The sequence below is a fragment of the Candidatus Skiveiella danica genome (assembly GCF_022705245.1).
GTDB classification, from domain to species: domain Bacteria; phylum Pseudomonadota; class Gammaproteobacteria; order Burkholderiales; family Burkholderiaceae_C; genus Skiveiella; species Skiveiella danica.
Genome location: NZ_JAKJEW010000016.1, coordinates 26451 through 41484 on the forward strand (window position 1 = coordinate 26451; position 15034 = coordinate 41484).

General features: G+C 66.4%; 14 protein-coding genes. 7 read left to right on the forward strand and 7 right to left on the reverse strand.

What is annotated here, in order from left to right:
- Window positions 1–95: 95 nt before the first annotated feature.
- Window positions 96–431: a cupin domain-containing protein gene (locus ACMUOY_RS10690; protein ID WP_413892706.1), complete on the reverse strand. Its 336-nt coding sequence runs from the start codon at window positions 429–431 to the stop codon at window positions 96–98.
- Window positions 432–605: 174 nt separating this feature from the next.
- Window positions 606–980 (reverse strand): DUF2628 domain-containing protein, encoded by a 375-nt coding sequence (locus tag ACMUOY_RS10695; RefSeq protein ID WP_413892707.1) that lies wholly within the window; start codon window positions 978–980, stop codon window positions 606–608.
- Between the two features lie 306 nt (window positions 981–1286).
- On the opposite strand from ACMUOY_RS10695, the gene ACMUOY_RS10700 reads away from it, so the two are divergent.
- A complete protein-coding gene (locus ACMUOY_RS10700; protein ID WP_413892708.1) occupies window positions 1287–1829 on the forward strand; it encodes a hypothetical protein in 543 nt (180 codons plus the stop codon).
- A gap of 390 nt (window positions 1830–2219) precedes the next feature.
- On the opposite strand, the gene ACMUOY_RS10705 is transcribed toward ACMUOY_RS10700, so the two are convergent.
- The gene (locus ACMUOY_RS10705; RefSeq protein ID WP_413892709.1) at window positions 2220–2870 is read right to left on the reverse strand and encodes a LysE/ArgO family amino acid transporter; all 651 of its coding nucleotides are present in this window, start codon (window positions 2868–2870) and stop codon (window positions 2220–2222) included.
- Between the two features lie 132 nt (window positions 2871–3002).
- On the opposite strand from ACMUOY_RS10705, the gene ACMUOY_RS10710 reads away from it, so the two are divergent.
- Window positions 3003–3329 carry a thioredoxin family protein gene (locus ACMUOY_RS10710; RefSeq protein ID WP_413892710.1) on the forward strand — a complete coding sequence of 109 codons (327 nt, stop codon included), beginning with the start codon at window positions 3003–3005 and terminating at the stop codon, window positions 3327–3329.
- Window positions 3330–3441: 112 nt separating this feature from the next.
- Here ACMUOY_RS10710 and ACMUOY_RS10715 read toward each other — a convergent pair whose 3' ends face one another.
- The 3 genes from ACMUOY_RS10715 to ACMUOY_RS10725 form a co-directional block, all read right to left on the reverse strand.
- Window positions 3442–4509, reverse strand: a complete 1068-nt coding sequence (locus ACMUOY_RS10715) for an alpha/beta hydrolase family protein (protein ID WP_413892711.1) — start codon at window positions 4507–4509, stop codon at window positions 3442–3444.
- Window positions 4510–4758: 249 nt separating this feature from the next.
- Window positions 4759–5730, reverse strand: coding sequence for a Bug family tripartite tricarboxylate transporter substrate binding protein (locus ACMUOY_RS10720; RefSeq protein WP_413892712.1), 972 nt, complete (start codon window positions 5728–5730; stop codon window positions 4759–4761).
- A gap of 33 nt (window positions 5731–5763) precedes the next feature.
- The gene (locus tag ACMUOY_RS10725) at window positions 5764–6861 is read right to left on the reverse strand and encodes an NAD(P)/FAD-dependent oxidoreductase (RefSeq protein ID WP_413892713.1); all 1098 of its coding nucleotides are present in this window, start codon (window positions 6859–6861) and stop codon (window positions 5764–5766) included.
- A gap of 56 nt (window positions 6862–6917) precedes the next feature.
- On the opposite strand from ACMUOY_RS10725, the gene ACMUOY_RS10730 reads away from it, so the two are divergent.
- The gene (locus ACMUOY_RS10730) at window positions 6918–7415 is read left to right on the forward strand and encodes a CIA30 family protein (protein ID WP_413892714.1); all 498 of its coding nucleotides are present in this window, start codon (window positions 6918–6920) and stop codon (window positions 7413–7415) included.
- Between the two features lie 245 nt (window positions 7416–7660).
- Here ACMUOY_RS10730 and ACMUOY_RS10735 read toward each other — a convergent pair whose 3' ends face one another.
- Window positions 7661–8674: a helix-turn-helix domain-containing protein gene (locus tag ACMUOY_RS10735; RefSeq protein WP_413892715.1), complete on the reverse strand. Its 1014-nt coding sequence runs from the start codon at window positions 8672–8674 to the stop codon at window positions 7661–7663.
- Between the two features lie 294 nt (window positions 8675–8968).
- Here ACMUOY_RS10735 and ACMUOY_RS10740 point away from each other — a divergent pair, with 294 nt between their 5' ends.
- From ACMUOY_RS10740 to ACMUOY_RS10755, 4 genes are all read left to right on the forward strand, one after another.
- Window positions 8969–10753 carry an arylsulfatase gene (locus ACMUOY_RS10740; RefSeq protein ID WP_413892716.1) on the forward strand — a complete coding sequence of 595 codons (1785 nt, stop codon included), beginning with the start codon at window positions 8969–8971 and terminating at the stop codon, window positions 10751–10753.
- Window positions 10754–10798: 45 nt separating this feature from the next.
- Window positions 10799–11803: a transporter gene (locus ACMUOY_RS10745; RefSeq protein ID WP_413892717.1), complete on the forward strand. Its 1005-nt coding sequence runs from the start codon at window positions 10799–10801 to the stop codon at window positions 11801–11803.
- 56 nt (window positions 11804–11859) lie between these two features.
- Window positions 11860–13281 carry a DUF2252 domain-containing protein gene (locus ACMUOY_RS10750; protein WP_413892718.1) on the forward strand — a complete coding sequence of 474 codons (1422 nt, stop codon included), beginning with the start codon at window positions 11860–11862 and terminating at the stop codon, window positions 13279–13281.
- A gap of 343 nt (window positions 13282–13624) precedes the next feature.
- Complete coding sequence (locus ACMUOY_RS10755; protein WP_413892719.1) at window positions 13625–14872, forward strand: nucleoside recognition domain-containing protein; 1248 nt, start codon at window positions 13625–13627, stop codon at window positions 14870–14872.
- Window positions 14873–15034 lie beyond the last annotated feature (162 nt).

Consider the following 15034-nt stretch of genomic DNA (forward strand, 5'->3'; position numbering starts at 1 on the left):
GGCAATAGCAGCCGCTCGCTTCAAGTTGATCTTCGACGGGTTCAGACTGAATGGGCGCAATCCCGACATCGTCAAGGTGGCGGTCGCGCGCCGAATCAATTCGTCCGGCCGACCCGCATCGTGACCAGTGCCGATGAGTCCGTGATGGCCCGAAGTGCGTGGGGTTCCTTGCTCCGAAGGTGAACCAGATCGCCCGGTCCAAGCCTCTGGGACGTTTCCGGTGTGCGGAACTCGATCCTTCCCTCGATGCATTGGACCGTGATTTCACCCGGCGCCTTGTGTTCTCGCATCTCGTGGCCGGCGAGCAGCACAACGCGCACGATTTCAAGCTCCTCGGCCTTGAGAATGGCGGTCGTCTTCGCGTCCTTGAGATGCTCACCCAGCGGCCGAACGCTGACCACTTGTCCCGACTGGGCGTGTGTTTGTGCCATGAGAACCCTCCTTTGAATGGAAATGAGCCGCAGCAGTTGCAAATGGTCCGTTTGGCGGATGATGCTCCCTCCATCCCGTTGAGGCCAGGCCTGTCAAGGTTGGCGCATTGACATTGAGCAACCGACTCGAACCTGGCGCGTCGGACGGTTCTGTCGCCCAGCAGACGTCGTCGGTCAGGTCTTTTTCGCAACGATATTGGCGTTCGCGTTCGCGGTCGCGCCCTTGGCGTCTTCGGCCACAACGGTCCCCACCAGCCTGTAGCCCCGTTTGATCAGGCGCGCCTCGCGCCAGGCGTTGCCCTTGACGCCGAAGAGAATCCCCGCTGCGGTCAGCATCAGATTCATGACGGACGCGGCCGTGTTGGCGTCCGTGAAGGAGGCCACCAGGTAGCCCAGGCCCGCCAAAGCGAGCAGGCCGCCCACGCCCAGCACCCACAGGCCCTTGAACGGCGCCCAGAAGACGCTGAACAGACTCGCCGGCCACGACCATCCCTGTTTGACGGCCTCGGCCTTTCCCGACGGGTGATGAAAGACACGGTACTGCTTCATGGTGGCCCTTTGTGGCAGTCCTGCCAGCTGCCCGATGGTAGGGCCAATGAGGATCTGATCGATCTGCTTTGCGCCCTTGGCCAGTGGATAAGGAGCCGCCCTGGTCTCTGGCGACACACCCTGGATCTCGTGACGGCTACAGGGCGCGCCGGTGCGGTCGATGCGTCAGAGGTTCTCATTCCGGTATTCTGGGTGGCGCTCCGCGGGGATCACCCAGAGGTCCACGGATGATCGACAGTGGTGTGCCGTGTGCAGGAGCTTGGCTTTGAAAGAAGGGCGCGGTGTCGGCTCAGGAGCAGTTCGTCTTTGAGCGCCATGGGCCGTCGCTTGCGGCTGAAAGCAGACGTGGCAACATCGCGGTTGGCACGCGACTCAACATGGGGGGTGTTCGTGGTCTCCACTTCCAGCAAGATCGAAGTCGCACAGGAATTGTTAGAACGTGCGTTAGCCCTTTTTCTGGACGATCACGCTTTCGTGCCTGCGATAGTGCTAGCGGGCGCAGCAGAAGACGGATTCCGCGGGTACCTGCGAAGAGCTGGAGCCGAACCCGCCCGTGTCAACTTCGCAAGAAGTGCGTCACGAATTTCCAAGCATCTGAATCCCGCTGAGCCCAAGATTCCGGAGCAAGTCTTTGTTCAACGGATGCGAGACCCGTTCAATTGGCTAAGACACGCTGACGATCCCTCAGATCCAGACAACGCCTCGTGGGATTTCGAAGTAGAAGCCGAGCACATTTTGTCGCGGGCCATTGAGAACATGGGCCAGTTGCTGTCGGACTATCCGACGCGGGTTGAAGAATTTTCCGTTGCAATGCGCACGCGTATTAGTCGACGAGATGCTGCCTATTAGCGCCTGACGTCCGCCTCGGCCGCGTTGCGGTCACCCGAATAGATGCTGTGGCCAACCTCAATCTTGTTGAATGCAGAGGGGCGCACGCGACGCAAGCCAAATTCCCACCAAATTTCAGCCAAAAACCCTACATCCCAGCGTCATCCGGTCATAGTCAGCTATCAACTTCGAAGTGTGCTTCTCGACCACCGACACCCACCCGGCCTCAATGCCCCGCCCCGATTGACCGGCGGTTCACGCCCCACCTTCACGCAGTTCTTCGTCGCCCAGGCGTCCAAGTCTTGACGTTGGCAGAGGCGATGAACCGCTCCCATTCCAGAGCGCCATGCGGGTCCATGGCAAGGTCGCGGACCATCCGCACCCAGTCCCCCGGCGCGATTCGACAAACCCTCAGACCCCGCTCCAGACCTGCCGCGCCATCGCCACTGCCAACACGGCCATCGTCACGCCGATCAGCCCGTCCAGCACGCGCCAGGCGGTGGGCCGGGCGAACCACGGCGCCAGCCAGCGCGCGCCCACGCCGAGCAGACTGAACCAGACCACGCTGGCGGTGCTGGCGCCGGCGGCAAACCAGGCCTGCAGCGGCGCCGGCTGCTGCGCGCCCAGGCCGCCCACCAGCAGCACCGTGTCCAGGTAGACATGGGGGTTGAGCAGGGTGAAGGCGGCGGCCTGGCCCAGCGCGGCGCGGCGGCTCAAGGCCTCGCCACCCGCAGCCGCCTGCAGGCTGCCGGCGTGGCGCATCCGTTGGAAGGCTTTCCACCCGTACCAGGCCAGGAACGCCGCGCCCGCCAGTGCCAGCGCGCGGGCCAGCTGCGGGCGATCGCCCAGGGCGCGGGCCATGCCGAAGACGCCGGCGATGATCAGCGCCGCATCCATCAGCGCGCAGAACCCCACCACCGTGGCGACGTGCTCGCGCCGCAGGCCCTGGCGCAGCACAAAGGCGTTCTGCGCGCCGATGGCCACGATGAGCCCCAGGCCCAGGGCAAAGCCTTGCAGAAAGACGGGGGCCACGGGCCCCGCGGAGGTGGACAAGAATGGCATGGCGCCTATTCTCAGGGCTTGGGGATTCGGACGCGCCGCACCGGTCGATTCAGACCGGGCCGCGTTGCATGCGGGCCTGATGCGCTCGGCCGACCGTCGTGGTGGCGCGATGGGGTGCGACACAATCAGGCCATGACCGCCTTCAAACCCTACCTGAGCACCATCGAGGCGCCTACGCGCGCCGACGTGGACGCGCTGCCAGGCTTGACCGTTCTCGAATTCGGCACCACCTGGTGTGGTCATTGCCGGGCCGCCCAACCCGCGATCGCCGAGGCGCTGGCACAACCCACGCCGTGGCGGCACATCCGGGTGGAGGACGGGCCGGGTCAGGCGCTGGGGCGCAGCTTCCGCGTCAAGCTCTGGCCCACGCTGGTGCTGCTGAAAGACGGCCAGGAAGTGGCTCGCGTGGTGCGCCCCCGGCACCGCGCGGACATCGCCGACGCCATGCACTGCGCGTGATCGTCGAGCCCGGGCGATGTCGGTGGTGCTGCCGCCGGTGGGCATGCTGACGCTGGCCACGGGCTGCATCGCCCCGCCAGACCGTCTGGATCGGGTCGGCGCCGGTGCCTGTTTACTGCTGGCGCAGGTTCTTGTCGAAGAACGCCACCGACTCCTGCGCCAGGCGGTCCAGGAACGCCGCCCGGTCGAAGCCTGCCGGGTCAGCAGCCACGCTGCCGTCCGGTGAGGGCAGGTCCACCGTCGGTGTGTTCATGAACGCGTAATGGCCGGCATTCGGCACGAGTTGCAGTGTCGTGGTGGCGCCGCGCATGTTCTGCATGACCCATAGCGCGTGGAAGCGCGGCACGAGGAAAGTGTCTTTTTCGCCAGCGTAGAGGGCCACCGGCACGGTGATCGCTGCCAGAGAGGGCGGGCTGAACGCCACGCCCATCGGCGCCAGCGCCATCACGGCGCGCACCCGCGGGTCCGCCTGCACCGGCTCTTCCTGCCCGTCTGCGGTGCCGCCCGCCTGCGCCGATGCGCTGCCGATGCCGTGCGACAGACCGCACAGCACGGGGTCCAGTGCCGCTTCGGCCTCGCAATGGGCGCGCAGGCGCGAGAGCACGGGCTTGCCGCCCGCCAGCGCCAGCACGGTGTAGCCACCCGCCGAATGGCCGATGGCCCCGATCAGCGGACGCCCGTCGGAACCCTGGCCAATGCGGCTGCTCCATAACGGGTCGGCGAGCACAGTGTCGATCACGCGGGAGACCTGGCGCGGCCGCTCGGCAAAGTAGCGCCCCGGCGTGGCGCGCATCGACTGGTCCTGCCAGGTATCGCCGACATGCTCGACGCTGGCCACCAGGTAGCCATGGCGTGCGAGCGCCTGCGCCAGCGTGGCAAAGCCCAGCTCGGTGGAGGCCGTGCCATGGCTGATCACGATGAGGCCCTTGAATTTCGACTCCGGTGCGCCGTTGATGGCCACGGTCTGCGGGAACGGCCCCATGGGGATCGCCCGGGCCAGTTCCGCCGTCGGGTAGTACAGGGCGAAGTGGGCCGGCTTCTCGTCTGCTGCGCGGGCGACCGTCATCTGGCGAAAGCCCGCCTCGGCAGCGCTGGCGGCAGGCGGCAGCGCCAGCGCAAGGCAGGCGGTGGCCATGACAAGCGGGAGGACACGAAAGGCAGGATTGGAGTGGGCGCGCATGGTGGGAGACCTTCAGGGTGGGGTTGTGCTGCGGGGATGAGCAGGCGAAGTCTCTGTGTTCGCAGGGCCGGCGTCGCGGGCCGTGCGACGAAATGCCGGTCAGGCGGCGCCAAACCCCCGGAGCGCTGCGCCAACGGGCGTCATGCCCGGTCAGCGAGCCCTTTCTGAGAAAAATCAGCCGCTTCCCAGCGTCAAAAGGTCATCACAAGCTACATTTTTCGTAGCGATTGCATTCGCCTGTGGCGCGGCCTACTCCGCCCGGATATTGGCCGCCTTGATGATGCGCGCGTTGTGCTCCGACTCGGTGGCGATCTGGCGGGCGAAGTCAGCAGCGCTGCCGCCGGTGGGCACGTTGTCGCTGGCGATCAGGCGCGCGCGCAGGTCGGGCAAGGCCAGCGCCTTGTTGATCTCGGCGTTCAGGCGTTGCAGCACGGGCGCCGGCGTGCCGGCCGGGGCGAAGACACCGAACAGCGAGCTCAGGTTGGCGCTGGCAAAGCCCAGCTCGGCCAGCGTGGGCACGGCGGGCAGCGTGTCCAGCCGGGTGGGCGCGCCCACGGCCAGCGGGCGCAGCTTGCCGGCCTGGATGTGCTGCATCACCGCGCCCGACGCGTTGATGGACAGCACCTCGAACTGGCCCGAGAGCGCGTCGTTCATCTGCTGGCCGCCGCCCTTGTAGGGCACGTGGGTGATGTCCACCCGGGCCGCCGCCTTCAGCTGTTCCAGCATGATGTGCCCCAGCGAGGCCGGGCCCGAGGTGGCCCAGCGCACGGCGCCAGGCTTGGCGCGGGCGCGCGCCAGCAGCTCGTTGAAATCCTTCGCATCGGTGGCCGGCGTCGCCAGCAGCAGCACCGGCGAGACCATCACGCTGGCCACCGGCACGATGTCTTTGGCCGGGTCGAACGGCGACTTGCCCAGGTGCGGGTTGAGCGCCAGCGGGCTGATCGCCGCAAAGCCCAGGGTATAGCCGTCTGGCGCGGCCTTGGCCACCGCATCCACGCCGATGCTGCCGCTGGCGCCGGCCTTGTTCTCGATGACCACCGGCTGGCCGAGCGCAGGCGCCAGTTTGTCCGCCAACGCACGCGCCACCGCGTCACTGACACCGCCGGGTGGGTAGGCCACCACGATGCGGATGGGCCGGGACGGCCAGGCGGACTGTGCAACAGCGCCGCCGGCCAGGGCGGCCGCGGTGGCAAGGAGAAGGGTGCGGCGGTGCGGGTTCATCAGCCGAGCATAGCGCGGGGTGCACGGCCCGGCTCAGAGCCGCGCCAGGCCGGCGACGTGCTCGCCGATGGCCAGCGAGCCGGTCAGGCCAGGGCTCTCGATGCCGAACAGGGCAATGACGCCCGGCTGCGTGGTGTCATCGATCACGAAGTCGGGCCGGGGCTCGCCGGGCCCGTGCAGCTTGGGCCGGATGCCGGCGTAGTCGGGGGTCAGGGCGCCGTCGGGCAGGCCGGGCCAGAAGCGGCGCACGTACGCCTCGAAAAACCGCACCCGTGCCGGGTCGACGACATAGTCCGGCGCATCGACGAACTCCAGGTCGGGCCCGAAGCGCGCCTGCCCGCCCAGGTCGCGGCGGTAGTGGATGCCCAGCGCGCCCGGGATGGGCGGCGGATAGATCAGCCGCTGGAACGGCGCATGGCCGGTCAGCGCAAAGTAGCTGCCCTTGCCCAAATGCAAGGCGGGGATGCGTTCGGTCGGGAAGCCCTGCACCAGCCCTGCCATGTCCTGCGCCTGCAGGCCGCCCGACAGGATCAGGCGGCGGGTGGTCACCGTGCTGGGGTCGTCCCCGCCGATGCGGACCTCGACCTGATCGGCCGACGGCGTGGCACCGAGAAACGGCGAGTTCAGCACCACCGCGCCGGCGTGTGCCTCGATCTCGCCGACCAGCGCGTCCATGTAGCCATGCGCATCGAACACCCCGCTCTCGGCCGAGTGCAGCGCGCCCACGGTGCGCAGCGCCGGCTCCAGGGCCAAGGCCTGCGCGGCATCCAGGCGGGTGACGCCCTCCACCCCGTTCGCCTCGCCGCGCGCCGCCAGGGCGTCCAGCGCCGCGAGTTCGCTGTCCTGCGTGGCCACGATGAGCTTGCCGCACTTGTTGTAGGCCACGTTGTGGCGATCGAGAAAGTCGTACAGCAGGCGTCGGCCTGCGACGCAGAAGCGCGCCTTCAGCGAGCCTGGCGGGTAGTGCAGGCCGGCATGGATCACCTCGGAGTTGCGCGAGGAAATGCCCGCCCCCACGCGGCGCTCGCGCTCCAGCACCGCCACGCTGTGGCCCTGGCGCGCCAGCGCATAGCCGCACGCCAGGCCCACCGAGCCTGCCCCCACCACGATTGCGTCAAAGTCGGTGCTCATGGGTCAAGCATAAATCACCTCGACGCGCCCGACGGGACACCGCGCACAATCCGGCCATGCAAACGAACCAGATCAGCTTCGACGCTCCGGGAACTGTCACTGACTGGCTTGCGATCAACGACGCGGTCATGGGCGGCCTGTCAACCGGCCGGTTCAGTTACGACCCCGCTGGACATGCCGTGTTTGAAGGCGAAGTCTCCCTGGAGCGCAACGGCGGGTTCGCGTCGGTTCGCGGTGCGCGGGTCGCTCTCGGCTCCCCTGGCACCCTCGGGTATGCTTTGTCGGTGCTGGGAGACGGAAAGCGGTACAAGTTGAACCTGCGTACCGAGGACACCTTCGACGGTGTCAACTACCAGGCCGAATTCCAGCCACAGGCCGGCCAGTGGATCGAGGTGCGGGTGCCCCTGTCAGCTTTCGTCCCAAACTTTCGCGGTCGGCCGGTTCCGGGTGCGCCGCCGCTCAACCCGGCGCTGGTCAGACAAGCGGGCTTGATGATCGCGGGTAAGCAGGCCGGTCCATTCAGACTTTGCGTGCGACGCATCTCGGCGTATTGAGCATCGCCAGGATCGATTCATGCGCCGGGCAACAGGTCGGTTTCGAGCGTCTCGAGAAGACTGACAAGCGACATTCAAGCTCTGGTGGCCACCGGCAAGTTCCCCACCCATTTGAGTCAGACATAGTTGAACGGATCAGTCATTCGTTGGAGCCGTCAGTGCATCCACACCAGACCACAGTAATGACTTTGAACTTGCTGGCGCCGATTCGGCAACGATTCCGGCGATGTGTCTGTCCAGGTGCGCTAAAGCGGCAGCAATCCCGACGCCACAGAATTCCGCCGCAAAGTATCCGACGGCAGTTCGCCGAAACATTCCTTGTAGGCCCGAGTGAATTCACCGAAGTGCCAGAAGCCCCAGTTGAGCGCTTGCGCCGAGACCGTGGTGGAGCCCAAAGGCGCGGCCAGAAGGGCCTGGCGCACCCGATGCAGCCGAAGCCGGACCAGATAGGCCACTGGCGTCAGCCCCATCACTTCCTTGAAGGCGTATTCCAGGGTGCGTTCGCTGACGCCAGCGGCCTTGCACAGGTCGGTCACGTAGAGGCTGGCGCCCGCCTTCGACACGGCGTGGGCCTCGGCGGTCTTCACGATCAGGCTCTGCGCCTGTCGCGTCCGGTCGCCGCGGCTGGGCTCCAGGTCCTTGGCCCTGTCCAGAGCCGCCAGCAGCGTCTCGATCAGTTCGACCTGGGCCGCGCCGCGTTCGGCCTCACTGTCGTTGAACAGGGCGGGATCGTGCACGGCGGCGTCCACCAGCCGCCGTCCCCAGTCGAAGAGCTGCTGTGCCCTGGCTTCGCTGACTTGCAGCGCCTCCACGCCCTGCGGCCTGTGGAATTCAGGGTCGCGTTGGCGGATCGCCAGATGCTCGCCGATCACCTGCGGGGAAACCATGAAGGTCATGCCCTCCCAGCCCGCGTCGACCACGAACGCGGCCTCGGACTGCGGCGCTGCCGCCAGCATCATGCCGGGGCGCACCGGCAAGCCGTTCACGGTGCCACTGGCCCGCGGGCCGAATGTGACGTAGGCCAGCAGGTCCTCCCGGACCTTGGTGCGGGTCCGCACGCGAAGGTTGCTCGTGTAGAACACGACCATCGAAGCCCCGAGGCGAACGATCACGCGCCGCGCCTGCAGCGGCTGCAGTTGAAGTTTCACCGCGTCCTGGTCAATCAGCTCGATGCCCGCGTTGATCGTCGTGGGGTCGGTGATGTCGTCAACCGTGACCGCTGACTGGGTGATGCTGACCGTGGGCGCCACTGTTTTCATATATTGCGGAATTCCGATAGACGCTCAGGGAGGTTGTCCAGAGAATCAGGTTAGCCCTAAATAACGGAGCGGGTTGACGCCGATGCGGAAATCCTCAAGGACTGGACGTCTTGGCCATCCTGCATGACAGGCGGGTTGCTGGAGCGGGGGCTCGAAGCGCTGGATCAACAGCCTCGCCCGTTGAAAAAAATCTGCGGCCGCAAGTGTCGCCCTGGCGTTGAGCCGTTCAGCGGATCGCGCGACGTGGTTTCCCGAAAAATGTGCGTGTAAAGCCACAGTATGACCCGGTTACCCATGAAAAAAACCTTTGCCATCGTTCTTGCTTCCCTGCTGACCGCGCTTTCGGCGCTGGCTGTCCCCGCACACGCCCAGGCGAAGCGGCCGAACATCGTCGTCATCCTCGGCGATGACTTGGGCTACGCCGACATCGGGGCGTTCGGCAGCGAGATCAACACGCCCAACATCGACGCGCTGGCCAGGGATGGCGTGCGCTTCACCAACTTCTACACCCATGCCAGCTGCTCGCCGACCCGCTCCCTGCTGCTCAGCGGCGTCGACACACATCGCAACGGCCTGGGCAACATGGACGAGTGGACGGCGCCCAACCAGCGCGGCGTGCCCGGCTACGAGGGCTTCCTGAACAAGCAGGTCACGACGCTGCCGCAGCTGCTCAAGGACGCGGGCTACCACACCTACATGGTCGGCAAGTGGCACCTGGGCAAGTCGCCCGACCTGATCCCTGCCGCGCGCGGATTCGAGCGCGACTTTACGATGCTCGACGGCGCAGGCAGCTACTGGGACATGACCGGCTTCACCGCCTTGGTGCCCAACCAGATCTACACCGAGGACGGCCGCTACCTGAGCAAGCTGCCCGCCGACTACTACGCGACAAAGACCTACACCGACAAGCTGATCGGCTACATCGACGCCAACCGCGCCGACGGCAAGCCCTTCTTCGCCTACGTATCGCACCAGGCGCCGCACGACCCCTACCACCTGCCCAAGGACTGGCGCAACCGCCACCTGGGCGCCTACGACAAGGGCTGGGACGCGGTGCGCCAGGAGCGCCTGAAGCGGCAGGTCGAGATGGGCATCACACCGGCGGGCACGCAGGTCTCCGAGCGCATGTGGTTTGTGCCCGATGCAACATTGCTCGCGCCGGCCAGCCGGGCCCTGCTCGGCAAGAAGATGGAGCTTTACGCTGGCATGGTCGAGAACCTGGACCACCACGTCGGTCGACTGATCGACCACCTGAAGAAGATCGGAGAATACGAGAACACGATCTTCGTCGTGTTCGGCGACAACGGCGCCGAGGGCACCGACCTGTTCCAGATGATCGCCGGCACGCCGGGCACGCGCGACTTTCTGTGGGCGGCGATCAACTGGTCGCAGACCCATCCCAACGCGTGGGGCGACCCGGGCTCCTACGTGGCCTATGGCCCAATGTGGGCGCAGGTGTCGATGACGCCGTTCAGCCAGTACAAGGGCTGGCTCGCCGAGGGCGGCATCCGCAACGCGCTGATCGTCAGCGGCCCGGGCATCCAGCGGGCCAAGGGCAGCATCAACCATGGCGTGATGCACGTGGCCGATCTGATGCCGACGATGCTCGAAGTCGCAGGCGCCGCCTATCCGAAGACGCTGGCGGGCCGCGAGCTGCCGCCACTGCTAGGCAAATCATGGGGGCCGGTGCTGGCCGGCAAAGCCGAATCGCCGCGTACCGAGAAGGACTATCTCGCCTGGCAACTCTTCGGCAACCGGGCCGTGCGCCAGGGGTCCTGGAAGCTGCGCTGGCAGTCCAAGCCGATGGGCAAAGGCGACTGGGAACTTTTTGATCTGGCAGCTGACCCGGCCGAGCGCAAGGATCTCGCTGCGCAAAGCCCCGACAAGTTGAAGGCGATGGTCGCGCTATGGGACGACTACGCGCGCACCAACAACGTCGTGCTGCCCAGCCGCGGGCCGTTCGAGACACTGGACGACCAGCTGCCAGCGCGGGTGCCGGACGACGCGGGCTTCCCGCCGCTGGTCAACAAGCGCCAGTTCGTGCCGCCCAAGGACATGCTGGCCGAGCCCAAGCCTTGATCACGGCTGTACAGGATGAATCACCACTGCACAAGGACATCACTCATGAACAGCGACAAGACACCCAAGAAGCCGGGGGCCGCCCTGCGCCTGATCACCGCATCGGCGCTCGCCCTCAGCGCGCTTTGTGCGCCGCAGGCCCAGGCCCAGGTGCCGGGGCGCTTCTACTGGCACACGCTGTCGGATTCGAACGCAGTGCCACTGATCTTTCAATCGATCAGCGGCAACTCGAACCCGTTCGACCCCGCGAATACCGTGACGCCGGGCGCAAAGATCGAGGCCACCATGGCCCTGACCGGGTATGCGCGCACGTTCACGCTGGCCGACCGCTCGGCCATGGCCGCCATCATCCTGCCCATGGGCCGGCTCAGCGGCGAGGTCACGGCAGCGGGCAAGACCTTCAACGAGTCCACCAACGGCTTCGGCGACCCGATGCTCGAGTTCACCGTCAACCTGCTCGGCCCGAAGGCGCAGAAGGCACTTCCCGACGTGCTGCGTTACGAGCCGGGGTTCTCGGTTGATTTCCTCGCCGATCTGGCGCTGCCGATCGGCAACTACAACAGCAGCCAGCCCCTGAACCTGGGGCAGAACCGCTGGTATGGGCGCCTGGGGGCCCCCATTGTCTGGCAGCTCGGCCCCTGGGTGCCGGGCCGACGCACCACGCTGGAATTCCTGCCCGCCGTGTGGCTGTTCGGGGACAACAACAACTATGTCGGCCAGACGCTGAAGACCGATCCGCTGTTCCAGCTCGACGCGCACCTGACGCGCGACTTCACCGAATCCTTCTGGGGCTCGCTCGACGCCTCCTGGTACAACGGCGGCAAGGCCAGCATCAACGGAGTCGCCGGGACGAGTCTCAACAACGTCGGCGTGGGACTCACGCTGGGCTATCAGGTCAACGACAACATCGGACTCACCTTCGGCTACAAGTCAACCTTGAACAGCGGCAGCGACCCGACGGCCCTGCGCATGGACAACTTCATGTTCACGCTCGTGTTCGGGTGGAACCCGATGCTCGAAGGCGCGCGACGGTTGAAGAGCGAGAAGTAGTCGTCTGGCGGTCAGCCAGACCGCGCTGCTTCACCCAAGTTACTGGAGGAATCAGGATGGCCAAGACCGACAAGCGCAACAAGACGCAAGGGGCTCCTCAAACCGATACCCCTTACTTGTCCGCCGACGAGCGGGCTGCCCAAGGGAAAGCGCTGCGCGATGGCACGCCCCGCACGTCGCACGCGGGATGGCAGCCGTTCAAGGGCCGCCGGGACCCGGTCGAACTTCTGAGCGCGTCCAACGAGGGCCGCGTGCCGGAGCTGATCCCGATCCGCTTCGGCCGCATGTCTGCGTCGCCGTTTGCGTTCTACCGCGGCGCCGCCGCGCTGATGGCCGCCGACCTGGCCCACACCCCGACCAGCGGCATCCGCGTGCAGGCCTGCGGCGACGCGCACCTGATGAACTTCGGTGCCTTCGCGACGCCCGAGCGCAACGTGATCTTCGACATCAACGATCTCGACGAGACTCTGCCAGCCCCATTCGAGTGGGACCTCAAGCGCCTGGCGGCAAGCGTGGTGATCGCGGCGAGGTATCTGGAGCTACCCAACAACGACGCGGCGCGCGTGGCCACCGACCTGGTGCGCGGCTACCGCGAGCGCATGAGCGATTACGCGACGATGCGGGCCCTCGACGTCTGGTACGACAAGATCGATCTGCAGAAGTACGAAGACCGGTCGGCCGATCCGGCCGTCATGAAGGAGGCCCGAAAACGATTTGCCGCCCGCCTCGAGCGTGAGCAGCGCAAATCCGTTCCCGATTTTCTGTATCCGAAGCTGGTTTCGCTCGAAGGGGGAAGGCCCAGGATCAAGGACGAACCGCCCCTGATCTTCCATCCATCGACGGAATTGACGCCCGAGCTCGCATCAGGGTACGCCGAGGCCATTGCCTCGTATCGGACAAGCTTGCCCGAACACATACAGACGCTGTTCGACCGCTTCCACTTCTTCGATCTGGCGGCAAAGGTCGTTGGCGTGGGCAGTGTCGGGACGTTCTGCACCATCGGGCTGTTCATGGCGGCCGACGACGACCCGCTGTTCCTGCAGATCAAGGAAGCGCGCGCCTCGGTGCTCGAACCCTACGCGGGCAAGAGCCGTCATGCCAATCATGGCCAGCGGGTCGTGGTGGGCCAGCGGCTGATGCAGACAGCGAGCGACGTGTTCCTGGGCTGGACCCGAGGCAAAAACGGCCGAGATGTCTACGTGCGCCAGCTGCGTGACATGAAGATGTCCGCGGTCATCGAGGACTGGGACAGCGCCATGCTGCGGCACTACGGCCGGATGTGCGCGCACGCGCTGGCCCGCGCGCATGCCCGCACTGGCGACGCCGCGATGATGGCCGGCTACATGGGCAGCGGTCAGAGTTTCGATGACGCGATCGGCGAATTCGCGGTCGAATACGCCGCGCAGAACCGTACCGACTACAGGGCGTTCATCAAGGCCATCCGGGAGGGACACATCCCGGCGGCGCTTGAGGGCTAAATGGGGCGGCGCCGACGCCTTCCGGGCATTCGTTGCCGCACTGCCACCCGCCGGCAGGGTGAGCTCGGCGGGCGATCCCCAATCGACCGCTCCCGCTGCTCTGTGGACGCTCACTCCTCAAATCCGGGCAGCAGAAAAACGGACGTCATCAACCCGCCTCTGTACCCTTCGCCTTCGCCCGCACCCCGGCGGAGCGCCTTCACAACCAAATTTTCGACAAATTGGCCTCTCCCCAGCGTCAAATGGTCACAAACAGCTACTGACTTCGTAGCGCCCGACGCCCCGCCCCGTCAGGCAAAATTGACCGCACTGCCAACAACTCGCTGGCCCCACCACCCCGCCCATGCTCCTGAACCTCATCTGGCTGGCCTTCTTCGTCAGCGCCTTCGCCGTGGCCCTGGCTCGGCTGGTGATGGGGGACATGGAGGTGTTCCCGAAGCTGCTGGCGGCGATGTTCGATTCGGCGCGCACCGGCTTCGACATTTCCATCGGGCTGGTTGGCGTGATGGCGCTGTGGCTGGGCATTCTGCGCATCGGCGAGCGCGCGGGCATGGTGGATGCGCTGGCGCGTCTGGCGGCCCCGGCATTGCGCCAGCTTTTTCCCGGTGTGCCGCCCGGCCACCCGGCGCAGGGCGCGATGGTGATGAACGTCTCGGCCAACCTGCTGGGGCTGGACAACGCGGCCACACCGCTGGGCCTCAAGGCCATGCAGGAACTGCAGTCGCTCAATCAACAGCCCGCGCGGGCCACCGACGCGCAGATTCTCTTCATCGTGCTCAACACGGCGGGGCTGACGCTGATTCCCACCTCGGTGATTGCGATCCGCCAGACGCTGGCGGTGAAGCAGGGGCTGGCGGGTTTCAACGCGGCCGACATCCTGCTGCCGACGCTGGTGGCCACGTCGATCTCGCTGCTGGCGGCCCTGCTGGCTGTGGCGGTGGTGCAGCGCCTGCCGATCTGGCACGCGCGCCTGCTGGTGCCGCTGGCGGCATTCGGAGCCGCCATCGGCGCGGTGCTCTGGGGCCTGGGCCAGTTGCCGCCTGAAGTAGCGGCGCGCTGGATGGGGCTGGCGGGGAGTTTGGCCATCGTCACGCTGGTGCTGGTGTTTCTGCTGGCGGGAGCGGCCAAGCGGGTGCCGGTGTACGAGGTGTTCGTCGAAGGCGCGAAGGAGGGGTTTGGCGTGGCGGTCAACATCATTCCCTACCTGGTGGCGATGCTGGTGGCCATTGGCGTGTTTCGCGCCGCCGGCTGCATGGACTATGTGATGGGCGCCATCGGCGCGGGCGTGGCGGCGCTGGGCTGGAACACCGACTTTCTGCCGGCGCTGCCGGTGGGGCTGATGAAGATCCTCTCGGGCTCGGGCGCGCGCGGGCTCATGGTGGACGTGATGCAGACACACGGGGTGGACTCGTTTGCCGGGCGGCTGGCCGCCATCATCCAGGGCTCCACCGAGACCACCTTCTACGTGCTGGCGGTGTACTTCGGCAGCGTGGGCGTGAAGGACACGCGCCACGCGCTGGGCTGCGCGCTGTTTGCCGATGCGGTGGGCATCGTGGCGGCGATCGGGGTGGCGTACGCGTTCTACCGCTGATAGGGATTCGCCATCAAGCGCCTGAAGGCCGCGCGACCCTCGACAGGATCAGGCCGGCGCGGCGCGCATCGCAGCGAAATCAAGGAGGAGGCCGCAGGCCGGGGGACATTCGCTGCGATGCGCGCCGCGCCGGCCTGATCCGCCTCCCCGCAGGAACTTTCA

Excerpts from the sequence above, each read along its gene's own strand:
- ACMUOY_RS10725 (WP_413892713.1), bottom strand. The coding sequence starts at position 6,861 with ATGAGCACCGACTTTGACGCAATCGTGGTGGGGGCAGGCTCGGTGGGC.
- ACMUOY_RS10695 (WP_413892707.1), bottom strand. The coding sequence starts at position 980 with ATGAAGCAGTACCGTGTCTTTCATCACCCGTCGGGAAAGGCCGAGGCC.
- ACMUOY_RS10750 (WP_413892718.1), top strand. The coding sequence starts at position 11,860 with ATGGCCAAGACCGACAAGCGCAACAAGACGCAAGGGGCTCCTCAAACC.
- ACMUOY_RS10745 (WP_413892717.1), top strand. The coding sequence starts at position 10,799 with ATGAACAGCGACAAGACACCCAAGAAGCCGGGGGCCGCCCTGCGCCTG.
- ACMUOY_RS10705 (WP_413892709.1), bottom strand. The coding sequence starts at position 2,870 with ATGCCATTCTTGTCCACCTCCGCGGGGCCCGTGGCCCCCGTCTTTCTG.
- ACMUOY_RS10730 (WP_413892714.1), top strand. The coding sequence starts at position 6,918 with ATGCAAACGAACCAGATCAGCTTCGACGCTCCGGGAACTGTCACTGAC.
- ACMUOY_RS10715 (WP_413892711.1), bottom strand. The coding sequence starts at position 4,509 with ATGCGCGCCCACTCCAATCCTGCCTTTCGTGTCCTCCCGCTTGTCATG.
- ACMUOY_RS10710 (WP_413892710.1), top strand. The coding sequence starts at position 3,003 with ATGACCGCCTTCAAACCCTACCTGAGCACCATCGAGGCGCCTACGCGC.
- ACMUOY_RS10690 (WP_413892706.1), bottom strand. The coding sequence starts at position 431 with ATGGCACAAACACACGCCCAGTCGGGACAAGTGGTCAGCGTTCGGCCG.
- ACMUOY_RS10735 (WP_413892715.1), bottom strand. The coding sequence starts at position 8,674 with ATGAAAACAGTGGCGCCCACGGTCAGCATCACCCAGTCAGCGGTCACG.
- ACMUOY_RS10720 (WP_413892712.1), bottom strand. The coding sequence starts at position 5,730 with ATGAACCCGCACCGCCGCACCCTTCTCCTTGCCACCGCGGCCGCCCTG.
- ACMUOY_RS10755 (WP_413892719.1), top strand. The coding sequence starts at position 13,625 with ATGCTCCTGAACCTCATCTGGCTGGCCTTCTTCGTCAGCGCCTTCGCC.
- ACMUOY_RS10740 (WP_413892716.1), top strand. The coding sequence starts at position 8,969 with ATGAAAAAAACCTTTGCCATCGTTCTTGCTTCCCTGCTGACCGCGCTT.